Genomic DNA, 18,440 nt, shown 5'->3' with positions numbered 1-18,440 from the left:
CCGGTCGCGCTTTCGCCCCCCCGGCGGGCCGCGGACCCGCGGCCCCCGGCGCGCGGGGTGGCGGGACCGGCGCCGTCATCGCCCCCCCTTCGGGCGAGCCTCCCCGGCGGCCGTCTCCTGGCGCCTGGCCCCTGGCGCCCGTCCCGCGGCGCCCGGCCGTTCCGCCGGGTCATGGCGGGGGTGGGCCGGGGCCGGCCATGCGCCGTATTGCAGCCCGCGCGGTGGATTGCGTATCGTATGCATTCAACCTGTGGATGCATTGCCGCCATGCGCCTGTCGCGGATGCTGCGCCTGCCCGGCCTCGCCGCCATCCTGCTGCCAGGGATGGCGGCCGCCAGCGACCTGGACCTGGCCTGCCGGGGCGACGTGACCGCGGCGCTGGAGGCCGCGATCGCCGACACCACCCGGGCGGGCGGGCGGGTGGTCCTGCAGGCCGACCGGCCGGGCGCGCGCTGCGGCCTCGCCCGCGGCCTCCGCATTCCCGCCGGGATGCGGCTGGTCGGCGCCGGCGACCCGGTCCTGGTCCTCGGCGCCAGCGGCCGCGCCTTCCGCGGCGATGCCGGGTCCGGCGGCTTCCTGCTCGCCGGGCTGACCATCGATGCCGGCGATGCCCCCGCCGCCAGCGTCATCGAGCTGCGCGGCACCCCCTCCGGCCGGATCGAGCGGCTGCGGCTGCTGCGGCCGGGCGACGGCATCCTGCTGGCCGATGGCACGCGGGACGTGACCATCGCCGACCTGACGGTGCTCGGCAGCCGGCTGCACGGGGTGACGATCGCCGACAGCCAGGACAATCTGGTGGACGGGGCGGAATTGCACGGCCAGCGCGGCTTCGGCGTCATCCTGCGCGGCGATTCGCACGGCAACCGGCTGACCCGGCTGCGCACCGTGTTCAGCGGGCTGGAGCTGGTCGGGATGACCTGGCAGACCCATGGCAACAGCCTGAGCGACAGCACCGCCCTGCGCACCGGCGACAACTGCTATTCCATCACCGGCAGCCACAACCGGCTGGAGAACCTGACCGGCCGCTACTGCGCCGGCAACGGCATCGCCTTCTACGGATCTTGGAACGTGCTGCGGGGCGGCACCTTCACCGGCAACAGCCAGCGGCACGAGGTCCGGCGGGCCTGGAGCGCCGGCATCGCCTTCCTGCAGGGCTTCGGCGGCGTGGCGCAGCACAACCAGGTGGCGGAGGTCGTGGTCGATGACGACCAGCCGCGACCGACCCAGCAGCTGGGCGTCATGACCCATGCGGCGCTCTACCGCGACTGGGCCCCGGGCGAGCGGGTGGCCGCCGGCGAGTACCGCCGCGCCGGGCTGCGCCTGTACCGCGCCGCCGCCGCCGGCATCACCGGCCCCACGCCCCCCGCCGGCGAGGGCCAGGCGGCGGATGGCGGCGTCGCCTGGGCCTTCGTGAACCGCTTCGAGGCAACGCCGCTGCCGGATTTCAACCGCGCCGAGGGCATCGACATCCGCCGGGTCGCCCGCGCCCCGCGGGAGGATCTGACGCCGGCGCAGCACAACCAGGGCACGCGCTGACCCGGGGCCGGACCGGACCGGGGCGGGATCATCCGCCCGGAGGGGGCCGGCGGCGGGCGCCACGGCGACCTCGCTCCACCCGGGACCTGCCAAGGGGACCCGCCCCGTGCCCCGCCCGGCCGGCGCCTCCAGGCCCGCCGCTTGCGGTCCCGCCGCGGCCTGCCACCTTGCGGGAAGAAGGGCCGGCAGGCAGCGTCCGCGCCCGGGGGGAGGACAGGAACTCATGGCCATCCAGCGCTTCACCGTCTCGCGCCGCGCGGCGCTCGGCCTGCTGGGCGCCGGCGCGCCCTTGCTGGTGGCGGCGCCCGGCCCGGTGCGGGCGCAGCCGCGGCTCGACAGGCTGTCCTTCGTGACCAACTGGCGTGCCCAGGCGGAGCATGGCGGCTTCTACCAGGCGCAGGCGGCCGGGCTGTACCGCCAGGCGGGGCTGGAGGTGGAGCTGCGCACCGGCGGGCCGCAGATCAACCCGGCGCAGCTGCTGCTGGGCGGGCGCGTCGACATGTCCATGGGCAATGGCCTGTCGGCGCTGAATTTCGTGCGGGAGAGCATCCCCTTCCTGTGCATCGGCGCGATCTTCCAGAAGGACATGCAGGTGCTGATCGCGCACCCGAACACCGGCCTGACGGGGTTCGAGGCGCTGCGCGGCCGCACCATCCTGGTGGGCGCCGAGGCGCGGGTGACCTGGTGGCCCTTCCTGGTGCGGAAATACGGCCTGCGGGAGGATCAGCTCCGCCCCTACACCTTCAACCTGCAGCCCTTCCTGGCGGACAGGCAGATCGTCCAGCAGGGCTATCTGGGCAGCGAGCCCTTCTCCATCCGCGAGGCCGGCATCCAGCCCGACACGCTGCTGCTGCACGATGCCGGCTTCGAGAATTATGGCACCACCATCAATATCGGCCAGCGGACGCTGGCCGAGAAGCGCGACGCCATCCAGCGCTTCATGGATGCGACCATGGCCGGGTGGGACCAGTACCTGAAGGGGCCGGCGGGCGGCTTCGACACGGCGGCGGCGAATGCGCTGATCAAACAGCACAACCCGGAGATGCCGGATGCGCTGCTCGCCTTCGGCACGCGGATGATGAACGAGGCGGGGATCGTGCGGTCGGGCGATGCCGCGACGCTCGGCATCGGCGCGATGACGGAGGCGCGCTGGCAGCGTTTCCACGCCGCGGTGGCGGAGGTGGGCGTGCTGCCGCGCGACCTCGACTGGCGCCGCGCCTTCGATCTGTCCCTGGTCAATCGCGGCATCGGCAAGGCCTGACGGCGGGCCAGGGAGGAACGCCGGAGGTCCGCGCCGGGCCTCCGGCGCCGGCGCGCTGCCGCCCCCGCGCCCGGCCGGCGGCTTGCCGGGGCGGCGCGGATGCGGTCTGATCCCGCGGAAGGATACGGGGGGAGGCCGCGCATGCCGCATCGCCGCGCGCTGCTGGGCGCGTTCGCCACGCTGCCCCTCGCCACACGCAGTGATGGAAGCCCGCGCATGTCGCCAGAGGTCGTCTCCCAGCTCGCCCCGACCGGCGTGCTCCGCGCCGCGATCAACATGGGGAATTTCCTTCTGGTCACCGGCAAGACGCCGGAGGGGGAGCCGGACGGCGTCTCCCCCGACATGGCGCGGGAGATCGGGCGGCGGCTGGGCGTGCCGGTGAAGCTCGTCCCCTACGCCCGGCCGAACGAGATCGCCGACGCCGCCGGCACCGATGCCTGGGACATCGCCAATATCGGCGCCGAGCCGCAGCGCGCGGCGAAGATCAGCTTCAGCGCCGCCTATTGCGAGATCGAGGCGACCTATCTGGTCCCGCCCGGCTCCGGCATCACGGCGCTCGACCAGGTGGACCGGCCGGGGCTGCGCATCTATTCCGGCGCCGGCGCCGCCTACACCCTGTGGCTGGAGCGGAACATCAGGCAGGCGAAGCTGGTGCTGGTGCCCGGCGGCGGCGGGGCCGCCTTCCAACAATTCGTCGCCGACAAGGGGGAGGTCTATGCTGGCCTGCGCCCCGGCCTGCTGAGCGACGTGGACACGCTGCCGGGCGCGCGCATCCTGGACGGGCGGTTCATGGCGGTGCAGCAGGCGATCGGCACCGGCAAGCCGAACGAGGCCGGCTTCGCCTGGCTGCGCGACTTCGTCGAGGAGGCGAAGCGCAGCGGCCTGGTCGCCGAGCTGATCGCCAGGCACAAGGTGCGCGGCCTGTCGGTGGCGCCGGCAGCCTGACGCCGCCCCGCGGCCCGGACTCACGGCCGCGCGAAACCCGACGCCGCCGCCAGCGCTAACCCTGCCGTATCCAGAATTGCTTCCCCCGCGGTGCCGGAGGGGAGCATGGGAGGGCGGCGCATGCGGACGCAGCAGCTGACGATCCTCATCCTGGTCGGGATGGTGGCGGGCATCGCCACCGGCGCGGTCTGTCACGCCACCTGGCCCAACCCGGACACCGCCAAGGCGATCTCCGGCTACATCTCCCTCATCACCGACATCTTCCTGCGGCTGATCAAGATGATCATCGCGCCGCTGGTCTTCTCGACCCTCGTGGTCGGCGTCGCGCATATGGGCGACACGCGGGCGGTCGGGCGCATCGGCGGCAAGGCGATGGCCTGGTTCATCAGCGCCTCCGTCGTCTCCCTGCTGCTGGGCATGGTGCTGGTCAACATCCTGCAGCCCGGCGCCAATCTCGACCTGCCGCTGCCGGATGCCGGCGCCAGCAGCGGGGTCGGCACCTCCTCGCTCTCGCTGAAGGATTTCGTCGCGCATCTCGTGCCCCGCTCGGTGTTCGAGGCGATGGCGCAGAACGAGATCCTGCAGATCGTCGTCTTCTCCATCTTCTTCGGCGTGGCCTGCGCCGCGCTGGGGGAGAAGGCGAAGACCGTGGTGAAATGGACCGAGGAGCTGAGCCACGTCATTCTGAAGGTGACCGGCTACATCATGCTGCTGGCGCCGCTCGCCGTCTTCGCCTCCATGGCGGCGATCATCACCACCCAGGGCCTCGGCATCCTCCTCACCTACGGGAAATTCGTCGCCGAATTCTACCTCGGCCTCGCCATCCTCTGGGCGCTGCTGGCCGCGGTCGGCTTCCTGATCTTCGGCCGCCGGGTGTTCGAGCTGATCAGCCTGATCCGCCAGCCCTTCCTGCTGGCCTTCAGCACCGCCAGCAGCGAGGCCGCCTATCCCCGGCTGATGGAGCAGCTGGTCCGCTTCCCGGTCAGCCGCAAGGTCATCAGCTTCGTCCTGCCGCTGGGCTATTCCTTCAACCTCGACGGGTCGATGATGTACTGCACCTTCGCGACCATCTTCATCGCGCAGGCCTACAACATCGAGCTGAGCTGGGGCCAGCAGGCGACCATGCTGCTGCTGCTGATGCTGACCAGCAAGGGCATGGCCGGGGTGCCGCGCGCCTCCCTCGTCGTCATCGCCGCGACGCTGACCACCTTCAACATCCCCGAGGCCGGCCTGCTGCTGATCATCGGCATCGACCAGTTCCTCGACATGGGCCGGTCGGCGACCAACGTCATCGGCAACTCCCTCGCCACCGCCGTGGTCGGCAAGTGGGAGGGCGAGATGAAGCCGGAGCCGGAGGATGTCGCCGACGCGGCCAACGACGACCTGGAGACCTTCGTGCCGACCAAGACGGCGGCCTGACGAGACCGGGCGCGCATGGCAGGAGGGGCGCCGCCCCTCCCGGACCCAACCCGCCGGGGATCGAACCGACCCCCGGACCCCCGTATGAATTCAATCGCCCTTGGAGGGACCCCGATGACTCAGGCCGGTCCAGGGGTCGCCCGACCCCTGGCGGGTGGAGCTCGAGGAGGGCAGCGCCCTCCTCGACGCGCCGCCGTCACCGGATGGGCGGCGCGTACATCAGGCCGCCGCGGGTCCACAGGTCGTTCAGCCCGCGGCGCAGCTTCACCGGGCTGCCCATGCCCAGGTTGCGCTCGAAGATCTCGCCGTAATTCCCCACCGCCTTGATGGCGTTGTAGGCCCAGCGGCGGTCCAGCCCCATCAGCGGCCCGTGGTCGCCGGCCAGGCCCAGCAGCCGCCGCACCTCCGGGTTCGGGCTGGCCAGCTGCGACTCCACATTCGCCTGGGTGATCCCCAGCTCCTCCGCCGTCAGCAGGGCGAAGATGGTCCAGCGGACGATGTCGAACCACTGGTCGTCGCCATGCCGCACCACCGGCGCATGCGGTTCCTTGCTGATGATCTCCGGCAGGATCACGTGCTCCTCCGGGTTGGGGAAGCTGGCGCGCAGCCCGGCCAGCTGGCTGGCATCGGTGGAATAGGCGTCGCAGCGCCCGGCCAGGTAGCTGCGCCGCGCCTCGTCGTTCTGCTCGAACACCACGGGCCGGTAGTCCACCCGGTTCACCCGCGCCCAGTCGGCCAGGTTCAGCTCGTTCGTGCTGCCCGAGACGACGCAGATCGAGGCGCCCTGCAGGTCGGTCGGCTTGGCGATGCCGAGCGACCCCTTCAGCATGAAGCCCTGGCCGTCGTAGAAATTCACCACGGTGAAATTGAGCCCGTTGGCGGTGTCGCGCACCTGCGTCCAGGTCGTGGTGCGGGCCAGCACGTCCACCTGGCCGGATTGCAGCGCCGGCAGCCGCGCCTGGCTGGTCAGCGGCACCCAGCGGATCTTCGTCGCATCCCCCAGCACCGCCGCGGCCATGGCGCGGCACAGGTCGGAATCCAGGCCGCGATACTCGCCCCGGCTGTCCGGCAGGGAGAAGCCGGCCGCGCCGGTCGAGGTGCCGCAGACCAGCATGTCCCGCTGCTTCACGGCGGCGAGCGTCGGGCCCGGCGGCTGCGGCTGCGCCAGCGCGGCGGGTGCCGCCAGCAGCAGCGCCAGCGCGGCGGCGATCAGGGATTTCGTCATCACGGTCTCTCCCGGTGCGGCAGGATCATGCGCGTCCCGTTCCGGCACCGCAAACGCGGCGGGGGATTGCGGCGCGGCGGGCGCCGCCACACCTGCGGTGCATGCGACGTGCCGTGCTGGTCCTTCCCTTCGCGCTGCTGGCGCTGCCCGCCGGCGCCGCCGCGCAGGCCCCCTTCCGCCTGCCGGACGGCGAACGGATGCGCATCGTCGCCCAGGGCCTGGGCTGGACCGTGCTGCGCGACGCCGCGGCGCCGCGCGGCGCGGCGGAGACCGGCATGCTGCTGGTCCGCGCGCAGCGCCCGGTGCCGGCCCCGGCGCGGCCGGGCCACCTGGCGCGGACGCTGGAGAACCTCCGCCCCTTCCGCTTCGCGCCGTTGCCGGGGGAGACGCATCTGCGGCTGGGCGGCCTGCCCGCCGACATGCTGGAAGCGCCCGCCACCGGCCAGCCCAGCGGCCTGCCGGTGCGCGTGCGCGCCGCCTGCGTCTACGCGCCGGACCGCAGCTGGCTGCTCATCGCCTCCGCCCCGCTGGCGGACTGGCCGGGGTTGGAGCCGGAACTGGCGCGACTGATCGAGGGCTTCCGGCCGGGCTGAGGCCTCAGCACGCCTCGGCCGCGAACAGCCGGGACGGCGCGACGAACTCATCCTGCGCTGCCACCGTCAGCAGCTCGCGCGATCCCGCCTCCGCCGTCCGCCGCAGTACGCCGTAGATGGAGGAGACGGCGCGTTCCAGCGCGTCCCGCGCGCTGCCGCTGCGCTGGCGGTGGAACAGGAACAGCGCGGCGATCGCATCGCCGGCGCCGTTGACCGAGAGCGGCAGCAGCGGCGTGCGCAGCCGCCAGGCCTGGCCGCCTTCCGCCGCCAGCAGGTCCATGGCATCCGCCGGCGTCTCCGCGGTGCGGAGCGAGGTGAGCAGGACGCAGCGCGGCCCCGCCGCCTGCAGCGCCGCCACCGCCGCCCTCGCCTCGGCCAGCGTCGCCACGCTGCGGCCGGTGAGCCATTCCAGCTCGAACTGGTTGGGCGTGACGATGTCGGCCAGCGCCAGGGCCCGGTCGCGGAAGAATTCCGGGATGCCGGCGCGGACATAGATGCCGCGGCCGACATCGCCGATCACCGGGTCGCAGCACCAGACGGCGCGCGGATTCGCCGCCTTCACCTGCCCGACCGCGTCCAGGATCGCCTCGCCGGTCGCGGCATCGCCGACATAGCCCGTCAGCACCGCGTCGCAGCGGCCGAGCACGCCGCGCTCCGCGATGCCCTGCACGCAGTCGCCGATCAGCGAGGCCGGCAGGACCTGGCCGCGCCAGGCGCCGTAGCCGGTGTGGTTGGAGAACTGGACGGTGTGGATCGCCCAGACCTCGGCGCCCAGCCGCTGCAGCGGGAAGACCGCGCTGGCATTGCCGACATGTCCGTAGGCGACCCAGGACTGGATCGAAAGGATGTTCACGGCGGCGGACGCTAGACCCGCCCCGCGCGCCCGGCAACCGGGGGCTCCGCCCTTCACACCCCCCCCCTTCACACCCCTCTGGCGCCCCGGCATGCTCCGCCGCAGCCGGGCCGCGCCGGACGCAGGGAGCGAAACGCCATGAACGACGCCATCACCCGCCGCGACGCCCTGCTGGGCGCCGCCGCCACCGCCGGCAGCCTGCTGCTGGCCGGCGGCAATGCCCGCGCCCAGGCCCGGCCGACCGAGCTGCGCATCGGCATCACCACCTTCCTCTCCGGCGCCGCCTCGGTCTTCGGCGTGCCGGCGCGGCAGGCGGCGGAGCTGCTGTTCGAGGAGATCAACAAGGCGGGCGGCATCGCCGGCCTGCCGGTCCGCGCCTATTTCGTGGACGAGGCGCCGGGCACCGACCACCTGGTCGGCGAGTATCGCCGGCTGGTGCAGAACGAAGGCGTGTATGTCGTCTTCGCCTCCATCTCCTCCGGCTCCTGCCTCGCCTGCACCCCGCTGTCGGACGAGATGCGCAAGACCACGCTGCTGTGGGACTGCGGCACCCAGCGGATCTTCGAGGAAGGCAAGCACCCCTACGCCTTCCGCACCCAGGGCTACGGCACGCCGGAGGTGCTGGCGCCGCTGCTCTACCTGCTGAAGCACAAGCCGGATTTCCGCACCCTGGCGGTCATCAACCAGGACTATGCCTGGGGCCGCGATTCCTGGGAGCTGTGGAAGGCGGCGATGGACGCGCTGAAGCCCGGCGTGCGGGTGGTGGCGGAGATGTTCCCCCGCTTCGGCGCGCCCGACTACAGCACGGAGGTGACGCGGCTGCTGGCGGCGCGGCCGGACGTCATCCTCTCGACGAGCTGGGGCGGCGACCTGGTCACGCTGGTGCGGCAGGCGTCGGAGCGGCGGCTCTTCGAGCGGTCCACCTTCGTCCTGCCGGTCGCCGAGGCGTCCATGCAGGTGCTGGGCCGGACCATGCCGGCCGGGCATGTCATCGGCGCGCGCGGCGACCACTGGAACAACCACCCGCAGCCGAAGGACCCGGCGCGGCTGGCGAAATTCGTCGATGCCTACCGCGCGAAGTACAACGAATACCCGATCTATCCCTGCCACCACATGGCGCAGGCGATCAGCGCGCTGCAGGCCGGCCTCGGCCGCGCCATCCAGGCCAAGGGCGGCGGCTGGCCGAACGACCTGGAACTGGCGAACGCCTTCCGCGGCCTCACCTTCGACACCCCCACCTCCTCCATCACCCTGCGGGAGGACGGCCAGGGGCTGGAGGACCAGATCGTCGGCCTCAGCAGCTTCAACGACCGGTTCCCCTTCGCCGTGCCGCGGGACATGATCATGTTCCCCGCCGCCATGGTCTCCACCCCCGTCGGGCAGAAGAGCGTGGACTGGCTGAAGACGCTGAAGCCGGAGATGCTGGCGCAGGTCCCCGCTCCGATCGCCGGCTGAGCCCGGCATCATGGCGGACTGGCTCGCCGACAACACGCTGCTTCTCGGCCTCGCGCTGCTGGACGGCCTCGCCTACGCGGCGCTGGTCTTCATGGTGGCGGTCGGGCTCAACCTGGTCTTCGGCGTGCTGCGCATCGTCAACGTGGCGCATGGCAGCCTCTTCGCCATCGGCGCCTACAGCGCCGCCTCGCTCGGCCTGGCCTTCGCCTCGGCCGGCCTGCCGCCCTGGGCGGGCTATGCGGCGCTGGTGCTGGCCGCGGCGCTGGTCGGCGCCGTGCTCGGCCCGCTGGTGGAACGGCTGGTGCTGCGCCGGATCTACGGGCAGGAGGAGGTGCTGCAGCTCCTCGTCACCTTCGCGCTCTTCATGATCCTCGAGGACGTGCAGAAGCTCATCTGGGGCGTGCAGCCGGTCTCGCAGGACCTGCCGATGAAGCTGCTGGGCACGGTGGACGTGCCCTTCGGCGACGACGTGATCCCCTTCACCATCTACCAGCTCTTCGTGCTGCCCGGCGTGGCGCTGGCGACGCTCATCGGCCTCGCCTGGTTCCTGCGGCGGACGCTGACCGGGCGGGTGATCGTGGCGGTGACCACGGACAAGGAAGCGGCGATGGCCATGGGCATCGACGCCGCCCGCGTGACGCTGCTGACCTTCACCTTCGGCGCGGCGCTGGCCGCGCTGGGCGGCGCGCTCGCCTCCCCCACCACTTCCCTGGTGCCGGGGATCGGTGCGCAGACCATCGTGCTCTCCTTCGCCGTGGTGGCGACCGCCGGCCTCGGCCAGATCGAGGGCGCGGCGCTCACCTCGCTGCTGATCGGCCTCGGCCGCAGCGTCGCCGTCTATTTCGCCCCGGAATTCGAGGTCGTGGTGCCCTACATCATCATGGTGGCCGTCCTGCTGGTCCGGCCGCAGGGCCTGTTCGGCGTGCTGGAAACCCGCCGGGTATGAGCGGGGACCGGGACGCCCCCGCCGCCGCCCCTGCCCATGTCCAGGTCCACGCCCAGGGGCCGGCCGGCGTCACCCTGGCGCGGGAAGGGGCGCTGGCGCTGCTGGCCGCCGCCGCCGCCATCCTGGTCGCCTGGGCGGTGCCCTGGCTGAAATTCGTCCTCACCCTGGCGCTGGCCAAGGGCATCGCCGTGCTCGGCATCCTGCTGCTGCTGCGCGCCGGGCAGGTCAGCTTCGGGCATGCGATGTTCCTGGCGACCGGCGCCTACACCGTCGCCTTCGTCGCCCCCCGCATAGAGGAGGTGCTGCTGCTGCTGCCGCTGGCCATGCTGCTGGCGACGCTGCTCGGCCTCGCCGTCGGGCTCTTCGTCGTGCGCTACCGCGACATCTTCTTCGGCATGCTCAACCTCGCGCTCTCCATGGTGCTCTACTCGCTGCTCGAGAAGCTCTACGACTACACCAAGGGCACCGACGGCATCCGCGTCGCCGCGCTGCGCTTCGCCGGCACGGTGCCGGGGCGCGAGACCCAGGAATGGCTGATGTTCGGCCTCGCCCTGCTGCTGGCCATCGGCTTCGGCCTGCTGGTGCGGGCCTATCTCGGCTCCCCCATGGGGCGGGCGCTGGCGGGCATCAAGACGCGGGAGACGCGGCTGGAATTCATGGGCATCTCCGCCCGCCGCGTGCTGCTCTTCGCCTATGTCCTCTCCGCCCTGATGGGCGGCGCGGCGGGGGCGCTGGTGGCGATGACCAGCCGGCACGTCACGCCGCAGCTCGCCTACTGGACCTCCTCCGGCGAGCTGGTCTTCATCGCCATCCTCGGCGGCGCCGGCAGCGCGCTCGGCCCCTTCCTCGGCGCCGCCGGGTTCGAGCTGGTGCGGGTCTATGCCGCGGCGGCGGTGGCGGAGGCCTGGCAGCTCATCCTCGGCAGCGTGCTGCTGCTGGTCATCCTGTTTGCCCCCGGCGGCATCTGGGGGATGCTGTCGGGCCGGCTGCGGGGGCGGGGCGCATGAGCGCGTCCGGTCGGCCGGGGGACGAGGCCGTGGATCGGCCGCGCCAGGGGACTGCGCCCCTGCTCTCGGCGCGCGGCCTCCGCCTCGCCTTCGGCGGCGTCAAGGCGGCGGACGGCATCGACCTCGACGTCATGCCGGGCGAGTTCCTCGCCATCATCGGCCCGAACGGCGCGGGCAAGACCACCTTCATCAACATGACCACCGGCTACCTGCGCCCGCAGGCCGGCAGCATCAGCTATGACGGCCAGCCGATCCTCGGCCTGTCGCCGCGGGCCATCGTCGCCCGCGGCATCGGCCGCAGCTTCCAGCTGCCCCAGCTGTTCACCGAGCACACGGTGCTGGAGAATGCCGCGCTGGCCATCGCCGCCCGCGCCGGGCTGTGGTCGCCGCTGGCGCCGCTGCTGCGGCCGGCCTGGCGGACGGAGGCGATGGCGGTGCTGGACCGCTTCGGCCTGGCGCCGCTGGCCGGGCAGCGCGCCGATGCGCTGAACGAGGGCGCGCGCAAGCTGGCCGACATCGCCATGGCGGTGGCGCTGCAGCCGCGCCTGCTGCTGATGGACGAGCCGACCAGCGGCGTCGCCGCGGCCGAGAAGATGGGCGTGGTGGAGACGCTGGTGCGGGTGCTGCGGGAGGCGAAGGTCACCGCCGTCTTCGTCGAGCACGACATGGAGGTGGTGGAGCGCTTCGCCGACCGCGTCGCGGTCTGGAGCCAGGGGCGCATCGCCGCCCTCGGCCCGCCGGCCACCGTGCTGAAGGACCCGGCGGTGCTGCGCGACGTCATCGGCATCGAGCCGCCGACCGGGCCGCCGGCGGGCTTGCCCGCCAGGGAATCCGGCCATGCTTGAGCTGCACGACGTCTCCGTCGACATCGCCGGCGTGCCGGTGCTGCGCGACGTCCACCTCGTGGTGCCGCCGGGCGGCCGGGTCGCGCTCATCGGCCGCAACGGCGCCGGCAAGACCACCACGCTGCGCACGCTGATGGGCCTGCTGCCGGTGCGCGCCGGCCGGGTCGTCACCGACGGGCAGGACACCACCGCGCTGCCGGCGCATCGCCGCGCCGCGCTCGGCATCGGCTATGCGCCGGAGGAACGGCGGCTGTTCGGCAGCTTCTCCGTGCAGGAGAACATGCTGCTGCCGGCGCAGGTGCTGAAGCTGCCCGCCGCCGAGGTGCAGCGGCGGCTGGACGCGGTCTTCGCCCTGCTGCCGGAGCTGAAGGACCTGGCGCCGCGCCGCGCCGCCGGCCTGTCCGGCGGCCAGGGCAAGATGGTGGCCCTGGGCCGGGCGCTGATGGTCGGGACGCGGGCGGTGCTGCTGGACGAGCCCTTCCAGGGCCTCGCCCCGGCGCTGGCGCTGCGGTATGCGGAGGCGCTGAAGCGCTTGCACGCGGCGCTGCCGGAGGTCGCCATCCTGATCACGGAGAGCAACCCCGAACTGCTCCGCCCGCTGGTGGAGGGCACCTTCGTGATCGAGCGCGGCGAGATTGCCGCGGCGTAAGCGGGCGGCGGGCTGACCGGATGGCGCGGCAGGCCCATATGCGGGGGATGCCACGATGGATGGCCGCCCTCGCCGCCCCGCTGCTGCTGGCCGCCTGCGCCGGCCAGCCCGCCACGCCCCTGCCGAACCCCGAACAACTCGCCCAGCACGAATGGGACCACGGCGCCCCCTGGGGGCCGGAGGAACAGCCCTGGGTCGCGCCGCCGCCGCAGGTGCTGGCCATTGCGCCCGGCCATGCCTATGGCCCGGGATATTGGGGGCCGGGCTGGTGGGGCCCTTCCGTCGGGCTCGGCATCGGCGTCGGGCGCGGCCATTGGTGGCACGGGCATCGCGGCCATTACGGCGGCTTCCATGCCGGCGGCTGGGGCGGGCCACGGCATTTCAGCGGGCGGCGCGGGCGGCGCTGACCCCCTTCGCGCGCACCCGGTTCGGCGGCACCATGGGCGCAAGGCCGCCCGGAGGAACCGCCAAACCATGCCGAACCGCATCCTGCTCTGCCGCAGGCTCCACCCCGCCGGCCAGGCGCTGCTCGATGCCCGCAGCGACCTCGACATCGTCACGCTGCACGACCCGCCGGTGGAGCAATTCCACCAGCACCTTTCCTCGGCCGATGCCGTGCTGTGCTGGCTGGAGAAGGTGGACCAGGCGGCGCTGGCCGTCGCGCCGCGGCTGAAGGTTGTCTCCCGCTACGGCGTCGGCTTCGACACGGTGGACATCTCCGCCTGCACCGCGCGCGACATCCCGGTGATGGTGACCAACGGCGCCAACGACCTGAGCGTCGCCGAGCACGCCATGATGCTGATGCTGGCCGTGGCGCGCCGCGGGCTGGACCACCACCGCCATGTCGCCGCGGGCGGCTGGTGGGACGGGCCGGACCCGCGCATGGTGGACCTGGCCGGGCGGCGCGTGCTGGTGGTGGGCTATGGCCGCATCGGCAGCCGGGTGGCCAGTTACTGCCGGGCCTTCAGGATGGAGGTCATGGTCATGGATCCCGGCTTCCATCCCGCGCGCATCGCGGCCGATGGCTTCACCCCGGTGCGCGACCTGCACGAAGGGCTGCGCCAGGCCGATGTGGTGACGCTGCACTGCCCGCTCTCGCCCGCGACGCGCCACCTGATGGACGAGGCCGCCTTCGCCGCGCTGAAGCCCGGCGCCATCCTGGTGAACACGGCGCGCGGGCCGATCGTCTCGCAGGCGGCGCTGGTGGCGGCGCTGCGCGGCGGCCGGCTGCAGGGCGCCGGGCTGGACGTGCTGGAGGTGGAGCCCTCCGACGCCAGCAATCCCCTGTTCGCCCTGCCCAATGTCGTCGTCAGCCCGCACAACGCCGCCAGCACCGAGGAAGGGCTGGCCCGCATGGCGCGGCAGGCGGCGCAGAACATCCTGGACGTGCTGGACGGGCGGCGCGACCCCGCCTTCATGGTCAACGCCGAGATCGCCCGAGCCTGAGGAGACCCCACGCATGAAGCTCTATTTCTCCGCCGCATCGCCCTTCGTCCGCAAGGTGACCGTCGTCGCCGCCGAACTCGGCATCGCGCTGGACCGCCTGCCGAGCGCGGTGCACCCAATCAACCGCGACCGCACGGTGGTCGCCGACAATCCGCTGGGCCAGGTGCCGACGCTGCTGCTGGAGGACGGCATCAGGCTGTTCGACAGCCGGGTGATCTGCGAATACCTCGATGCGCTGAAGGGCGGCGGGATCTTCCCGGCCGCCGGCCCGGCGCGCTGGCGGGCGCTGACCGAGCAGAGCATGGGCGACGGCATCCTCGATGCCGGGATCCTGCTGCGCTACGAGGCGGTGACGCGGACGCCCGAGATGCAATCCGCCGCCTGGAAGGCCGGGCAGATGGAGAAGGTGACCGGCACGCTGGACGTGCTGGAGGGCATGGCCGAGGGCTTCGGCGACCGGGTGGACATCGGCACCATCAGCATCGGCTGCGCCCTGGGCTGGCTGGATTTCCGCTTCGGGGATATCGGCTGGCGCCATGGCCGGCCGAAGCTGGCGGCCTGGTTCGAGCGGTTCGCGACGCGCCCCTCCATGGCCGGGTCCGTGCCGGCCGCCTGATGCCGGCACGCGGCGCCGCTGCGCGGCCGCGCCCCCGGCGCCGCCATCCGGCCGGCCGGCTGTCACGCCGGCCCGCCGCCGGACGATACGGATCAGGTATGGCGGTTATCCGCGTTCTGCAGGGGTGGAACCGGGGCAATCCGCGCTAGGCTGCCGGCCAATGGCGGAGACCCCCCCGATGGCCGCGAAACAGCTTCGTCTCGGCGCGTTCATGCGCCCCATCAGCATCCATACCGGCGCCTGGCGCTACCCGGGCGCCTGGCCGGACGCCAATTTCAACCTGAACGCCTATGTCCGGCTGATCCGCAAGCTGGAGGAAGGCCGCTTCGACGCCTTCTTCATGGCCGACCACATGGCGGTGCTGAACATGCCGGTGGAGGCGCTGAAGCGCAGCCACACCGTCACCTCCTTCGAGCCGCTGACGCTGCTGTCGGCGCTGGCGATGGTGACGGAGCGCATCGGGCTGATCGCCACGGCCAGCACCACCTACAACGACCCCTATCACATCGCCCGGAAATTCGCGTCGCTGGACCATATCTCCAACGGGCGCGCCGGCTGGAACCTGGTGACCACGGCGAACCCCGACGCGGCGCTGAATTTCGGCCAGGATGCGCATATGGCGCATGGCGAGCGCTACAAGCGGGCGCGCGAATTCTACGACGTCGTCACCGGGCTGTGGGATTCCTTCGCCGACGATGCCTTCGTGCGGGACGTCCCCAGCGGCCTCTTCTTCGACCCTGCGAAGATGCATGTGCTGGGCCACAAGGGGGAGGAGTTGTCGGTCCGCGGGCCGCTGAACATCGCGCGCCCCGTGCAGGGCTGGCCGGTCATCGTGCAGGCCGGCGCCTCGGAGGCCGGGCGGCAGATCGCGGCCGAGACGGCGGAGGCGGTGTTCGGTGCCTCCTCCTCCATCGAGGAGGCGCGCGCCTTCTATGCCGATGTGAAGGGCCGCATGGACCGGCTCGGCCGCAACCGGGACCACCTGAAGATCCTGCCCGGCTGCTTCGTGGTGGTGGGCGACAGCCTGGAGGAGGCGCGGGCCAAGCGCGCCAGGCTCGACAGCCTGGTGCATTACGCGAACGCCATCGCGTCGCTCTCCATGGCGCTCGGCGTCGATGCCTCGAAATTCGATCCCGACGGGCCGCTGCCGGAGATCCCGGAGACCGAGGCGAGCAAGAGCGGGCGCGAGCGCGCGATCCGGCTGGCGCGGCGGGAGAACCTGACGGTCCGGCAATTGGCGCAGCGCCTGGGCGGCTTCGCCGGCCTCGCCATGGTCGGCACGCCGGCGATGATCGCGGACGAGATGCAGGAATGGCTGGAGACGGAAGCCTGCGACGGCTTCAACGTGATGTTCCCCTACCTGCCGCAGGGGCTGGAGGAGTTCGTCGACCGCGTGGTGCCGGAACTGCAGCGGCGCGGGATCTTCCGGCGGGACTACGAAGGGACGACGCTGCGCGAGAATCTCGGCCTGCCTCGGCCGGGGAACCGCTTCTTCGAAGGCTGAGCGGCAGCGGCGTCACCCGGGACGGCCTGCCGCGTTGGGACGGCGGGTTCGACCCGGAGGAATGCCATGAAGACGACCTATGCCCTGATGCTGGCGACGTCGCTGCTGGCCGCACCGGCGCTGGCGCAGCCGCGCGGGCCGGAGGGCAACACGCAGTCGGGCGCCGCCATGGACCGTGCCGCGGCGCAATCCGGCGGCACCGGCCAGCCGGGCGCGGCGACGCCGCAGCCGCAACTGCACAGCCCGGCGCCGCCCGGCGCCAGCGACACCCAGGCGCGGCACCGCCCCGAGGGCAATCTCGGCTCCGGCGCGGCGATGAGCGGCGCGCAGTCGCAGTCCCAGGGCACGTCGCCCAACACCGGCACGACGGTGCCGTCGCCGGCGACGCAGAGCCCGAGGCGCTGACCCGAGGTTTCCAAAGGCCGAAAGGCCTTTGGCGGGTGGGTCCAGGGAGGGCAGGGCCCTCCCTGGGTGCTAGGCCGCCTCGGCGAGTGTTTCCCTGCCGCGGATGAAGTCGGCCGCCTTCTCCGCGATCATCATGGTCGTCGCGTAGGTGTTCGCACTCGGCATGCTCGGCATGATGGAGGCATCGACCACGCGCAGCCCCTGCATGCCGTGCACCAGCAGGCGGTCGTTCACGACGGTGGTGGGGTCGGTCTCCGGCCCCATCCGCGCCGTGCCGATCAGGTGGTAGGTGGTGCTGCCGTTCTTCTTGGCGAAGTCCAGCAGTTCGTCGTCGCTCTGCACATCGGGGCCGGGCAGCGTCTCCGCCTCGACATACCTGCCGAGTTCCGGCGTGCCCAGCATGCGCCGCAGCAGCCGCATGCCGCCGAGATGCACGCGGACATCCATGGGGTCGGAGAGGTAGTTGGGGTTGATCTCCGGGTCCTCGAAGACGCTGGCGCTGCGGGCGCGGACCCAGCCGGTGCTTTCCGGCCGGTGCTGCCACGCGCCGGCGGTCACGCCGGGATAGTCGTCCAGCACGTAGACCTTGCCCTCGGCATAGCTGCCCGGCGTGAAGACACACTGGAGATCAGGCTCGTCCAGCCCCTCGAAGCTCTTCCAGAAGACGTGCACATGGCTGGGCGAGGTGGCCAGGATGTTCGGCCTGCCCATCGCCCAGCGGGCGATCTGCGCGCCCAGCTTCAGCCCGCGCGAGAGCTCGTTCAGCGTCTCCACGCCCTTCCGCGCGCGCATGACGAAGCGGGAGGCGTAGTGGTCGCGGAAATTGGACCCGACGCCGCGCAGCTCATGCACCACCGGCACGCCGAGGCGGCCGAGCAGGTCGGCCGGCCCGACGCCCGAGACCTGCAGCAGCCGCGCGGTGTTCACCGTGCCGGCGGAGAGGATCACCTCCCGCCGGGCCCGCACCGCCTGCGGCGCGGCGCCCGGCGCCGAGAGGTACTCCACCCCCACGGCGCGCTTGCCGTCGAACAGGATGCGGCTGGCGCGGGCATTGGTCCGCACCTCCAGGTTCCTGCGCGCCAGCGCGGGCTTGAGGAAGGCGACGGCGGCGGAGACGCGCCGGCCCTTGCGGATGGCGCGCTGGAAATAGCCGACGCCGGCCTGGTTGCCGCTGTTGTAGTCCTTGCAGCGCGGGATGCCGAGGCCGAGGCAGCCCTGGATGAAGGCCTCCGACAGGGGATGGATCCAGTCCATGTCGGTGACGGGGATGCCATCCTCGTTCCGGCCGCGACTGTCATCGGCGGCGCCGATCCGGTTCTCGCTGCGGCGGTAGTAGGGCAGGCAATCGGCATAGCCCCAGCCGCGGTTGCCGCGCTGCGCCCAGGTGTCGAGGTCGGCGGGCTGGCCGCGGTTGTAGATCATGCCGTTGACGGAGGAGGAGCCGCCCAGCGTGCGGCCCTGCGTCGTGGCGATGCGGCGGCCGCCGGTCATCGCCAGCGGCTCGGTCTTGAACTGCCAGGTGACGCCCGGGTCCACCAGCGTCTTGATGAAGCCGGCGGGGATGTGGATGAAGGGGTTGCGGTCGGGCGGCCCGGCTTCCAGCACGCAGACGGTGACGCCGGCATCGGCGCTCAGCCGGTTGGCGAGGACGGAGCCGGCGGCGCCGGAGCCCACGATGACGTAGTCGAAGGTGTCGGCATCGGGCTCGGCCATGTGCGTCGTGTCCTGAGGATCG

At 72.4% G+C, this 18,440-nt stretch carries 18 protein-coding genes; 15 read left to right on the top strand and 3 right to left on the bottom strand.

The genetic code is table 11. The features are described from left to right. Positions 1 to 267: 267 nt before the first annotated feature. From E2C05_RS08915 to E2C05_RS08900, 4 genes are all read left to right on the top strand, one after another. Complete coding sequence (locus tag E2C05_RS08915; protein WP_133219263.1) at positions 268 to 1,536, top strand: right-handed parallel beta-helix repeat-containing protein; 1,269 nt, start codon at positions 268 to 270, stop codon at positions 1,534 to 1,536. A gap of 223 nt (positions 1,537 to 1,759) precedes the next feature. Next, entirely contained in the window at positions 1,760 to 2,797 is a 1,038-nt protein-coding gene (locus tag E2C05_RS08910; RefSeq protein ID WP_133219262.1) for an ABC transporter substrate-binding protein, read from the top strand. 216 nt (positions 2,798 to 3,013) lie between these two features. Continuing rightward, positions 3,014 to 3,742: a transporter substrate-binding domain-containing protein gene (locus tag E2C05_RS08905; RefSeq protein ID WP_133219261.1), complete on the top strand. Its 729-nt coding sequence runs from the start codon at positions 3,014 to 3,016 to the stop codon at positions 3,740 to 3,742. 120 nt (positions 3,743 to 3,862) lie between these two features. Further along, complete coding sequence (locus E2C05_RS08900; RefSeq protein ID WP_133219260.1) at positions 3,863 to 5,161, top strand: dicarboxylate/amino acid:cation symporter; 1,299 nt, start codon at positions 3,863 to 3,865, stop codon at positions 5,159 to 5,161. 196 nt (positions 5,162 to 5,357) lie between these two features. Here E2C05_RS08900 and E2C05_RS08895 read toward each other — a convergent pair whose 3' ends face one another. After that, positions 5,358 to 6,386: an amino acid ABC transporter substrate-binding protein gene (locus E2C05_RS08895; RefSeq protein ID WP_133219259.1), complete on the bottom strand. Its 1,029-nt coding sequence runs from the start codon at positions 6,384 to 6,386 to the stop codon at positions 5,358 to 5,360. A 101-nt stretch (positions 6,387 to 6,487) separates the two neighbouring features. Between E2C05_RS08895 and E2C05_RS08890 the strand changes: the two genes are divergently transcribed. Then, positions 6,488 to 6,979 (top strand): hypothetical protein, encoded by a 492-nt coding sequence (locus tag E2C05_RS08890; RefSeq protein ID WP_133219258.1) that lies wholly within the window; start codon positions 6,488 to 6,490, stop codon positions 6,977 to 6,979. 4 nt (positions 6,980 to 6,983) lie between these two features. Here E2C05_RS08890 and pdxY read toward each other — a convergent pair whose 3' ends face one another. Next, positions 6,984 to 7,832 carry a pyridoxal kinase PdxY gene (pdxY, locus tag E2C05_RS08885; RefSeq protein WP_133219257.1) on the bottom strand — a complete coding sequence of 283 codons (849 nt, stop codon included), beginning with the start codon at positions 7,830 to 7,832 and terminating at the stop codon, positions 6,984 to 6,986. A gap of 138 nt (positions 7,833 to 7,970) precedes the next feature. Between pdxY and E2C05_RS08880 the strand changes: the two genes are divergently transcribed. The 10 genes from E2C05_RS08880 to E2C05_RS08835 all read left to right on the top strand — a co-directional run bounded on the left by E2C05_RS08880 (position 7,971) and on the right by E2C05_RS08835 (position 16,705). Continuing rightward, complete coding sequence (locus E2C05_RS08880) at positions 7,971 to 9,287, top strand: ABC transporter substrate-binding protein (RefSeq protein ID WP_133219256.1); 1,317 nt, start codon at positions 7,971 to 7,973, stop codon at positions 9,285 to 9,287. A gap of 10 nt (positions 9,288 to 9,297) precedes the next feature. Continuing rightward, the gene (locus E2C05_RS08875) at positions 9,298 to 10,233 is read left to right on the top strand and encodes a branched-chain amino acid ABC transporter permease (protein ID WP_133219255.1); all 936 of its coding nucleotides are present in this window, start codon (positions 9,298 to 9,300) and stop codon (positions 10,231 to 10,233) included. Continuing rightward, on the top strand, positions 10,230 to 11,240 hold the full coding sequence (locus tag E2C05_RS08870) for a branched-chain amino acid ABC transporter permease (RefSeq protein WP_133219254.1): 1,011 nt from the start codon (positions 10,230 to 10,232) through the stop codon (positions 11,238 to 11,240). The genes E2C05_RS08875 and E2C05_RS08870 overlap by 4 nt, the downstream gene beginning before the upstream one ends. Positions 11,241 to 11,269: 29 nt before the next feature. Then, positions 11,270 to 12,085, top strand: coding sequence for an ABC transporter ATP-binding protein (locus E2C05_RS08865; protein ID WP_240046665.1), 816 nt, complete (start codon positions 11,270 to 11,272; stop codon positions 12,083 to 12,085). After that, entirely contained in the window at positions 12,078 to 12,734 is a 657-nt protein-coding gene (locus tag E2C05_RS08860) for an ABC transporter ATP-binding protein (RefSeq protein ID WP_133219252.1), read from the top strand. Before E2C05_RS08865 ends, E2C05_RS08860 begins: the two co-directional genes overlap by 8 nt. 59 nt (positions 12,735 to 12,793) lie before the next feature. Continuing rightward, a complete protein-coding gene (locus E2C05_RS08855) occupies positions 12,794 to 13,141 on the top strand; it encodes a hypothetical protein (protein WP_133219251.1) in 348 nt (115 codons plus the stop codon). A 67-nt stretch (positions 13,142 to 13,208) separates the two neighbouring features. Then, the gene (locus E2C05_RS08850; RefSeq protein ID WP_158292026.1) at positions 13,209 to 14,180 is read left to right on the top strand and encodes a hydroxyacid dehydrogenase; all 972 of its coding nucleotides are present in this window, start codon (positions 13,209 to 13,211) and stop codon (positions 14,178 to 14,180) included. A 13-nt stretch (positions 14,181 to 14,193) separates the two neighbouring features. Beyond that, the gene (locus tag E2C05_RS08845) at positions 14,194 to 14,796 is read left to right on the top strand and encodes a glutathione S-transferase (protein WP_133219249.1); all 603 of its coding nucleotides are present in this window, start codon (positions 14,194 to 14,196) and stop codon (positions 14,794 to 14,796) included. 160 nt (positions 14,797 to 14,956) lie between these two features. After that, entirely contained in the window at positions 14,957 to 16,300 is a 1,344-nt protein-coding gene (locus tag E2C05_RS08840; RefSeq protein WP_240046664.1) for an LLM class flavin-dependent oxidoreductase, read from the top strand. A 66-nt stretch (positions 16,301 to 16,366) separates the two neighbouring features. After that, positions 16,367 to 16,705, top strand: coding sequence for a hypothetical protein (locus E2C05_RS08835; RefSeq protein ID WP_133219248.1), 339 nt, complete (start codon positions 16,367 to 16,369; stop codon positions 16,703 to 16,705). Positions 16,706 to 16,774: 69 nt separating this feature from the next. Here E2C05_RS08835 and E2C05_RS08830 read toward each other — a convergent pair whose 3' ends face one another. Continuing rightward, positions 16,775 to 18,418, bottom strand: a complete 1,644-nt coding sequence (locus tag E2C05_RS08830) for a GMC family oxidoreductase (RefSeq protein WP_133219247.1) — start codon at positions 18,416 to 18,418, stop codon at positions 16,775 to 16,777. Between the last annotated feature and the right edge of the window lie 22 nt (positions 18,419 to 18,440).

The sequence above is a fragment of the Paracraurococcus ruber genome (assembly GCF_004353985.1).
In the GTDB taxonomy this organism is placed as follows: Bacteria; Pseudomonadota; Alphaproteobacteria; order Acetobacterales; family Acetobacteraceae; genus Paracraurococcus; species Paracraurococcus ruber.
Note: the sequence above shows the minus strand (reverse complement) of the source record. Positions and strands in the feature narration are given on the sequence as shown.

Bases quoted from the DNA above. Each gene is read 5' to 3' on its own strand.
- E2C05_RS08915 (WP_133219263.1), top strand. From the start codon at position 268: ATGCGCCTGTCGCGGATGCTGCGCCTGCCCGGCCTCGCCGCCATCCTG.
- E2C05_RS08910 (WP_133219262.1), top strand. From the start codon at position 1,760: ATGGCCATCCAGCGCTTCACCGTCTCGCGCCGCGCGGCGCTCGGCCTG.
- E2C05_RS08905 (WP_133219261.1), top strand. From the start codon at position 3,014: ATGTCGCCAGAGGTCGTCTCCCAGCTCGCCCCGACCGGCGTGCTCCGC.
- E2C05_RS08900 (WP_133219260.1), top strand. From the start codon at position 3,863: ATGCGGACGCAGCAGCTGACGATCCTCATCCTGGTCGGGATGGTGGCG.
- E2C05_RS08895 (WP_133219259.1), bottom strand. From the start codon at position 6,386: ATGACGAAATCCCTGATCGCCGCCGCGCTGGCGCTGCTGCTGGCGGCA.
- E2C05_RS08890 (WP_133219258.1), top strand. From the start codon at position 6,488: ATGCGACGTGCCGTGCTGGTCCTTCCCTTCGCGCTGCTGGCGCTGCCC.
- E2C05_RS08880 (WP_133219256.1), top strand. From the start codon at position 7,971: ATGAACGACGCCATCACCCGCCGCGACGCCCTGCTGGGCGCCGCCGCC.
- E2C05_RS08875 (WP_133219255.1), top strand. From the start codon at position 9,298: ATGGCGGACTGGCTCGCCGACAACACGCTGCTTCTCGGCCTCGCGCTG.
- E2C05_RS08870 (WP_133219254.1), top strand. From the start codon at position 10,230: ATGAGCGGGGACCGGGACGCCCCCGCCGCCGCCCCTGCCCATGTCCAG.
- E2C05_RS08860 (WP_133219252.1), top strand. From the start codon at position 12,078: ATGCTTGAGCTGCACGACGTCTCCGTCGACATCGCCGGCGTGCCGGTG.
- E2C05_RS08855 (WP_133219251.1), top strand. From the start codon at position 12,794: ATGGCCGCCCTCGCCGCCCCGCTGCTGCTGGCCGCCTGCGCCGGCCAG.
- E2C05_RS08850 (WP_158292026.1), top strand. From the start codon at position 13,209: ATGCCGAACCGCATCCTGCTCTGCCGCAGGCTCCACCCCGCCGGCCAG.
- E2C05_RS08845 (WP_133219249.1), top strand. From the start codon at position 14,194: ATGAAGCTCTATTTCTCCGCCGCATCGCCCTTCGTCCGCAAGGTGACC.
- E2C05_RS08840 (WP_240046664.1), top strand. From the start codon at position 14,957: ATGGCGGAGACCCCCCCGATGGCCGCGAAACAGCTTCGTCTCGGCGCG.
- E2C05_RS08835 (WP_133219248.1), top strand. From the start codon at position 16,367: ATGAAGACGACCTATGCCCTGATGCTGGCGACGTCGCTGCTGGCCGCA.
- E2C05_RS08830 (WP_133219247.1), bottom strand. From the start codon at position 18,418: ATGGCCGAGCCCGATGCCGACACCTTCGACTACGTCATCGTGGGCTCC.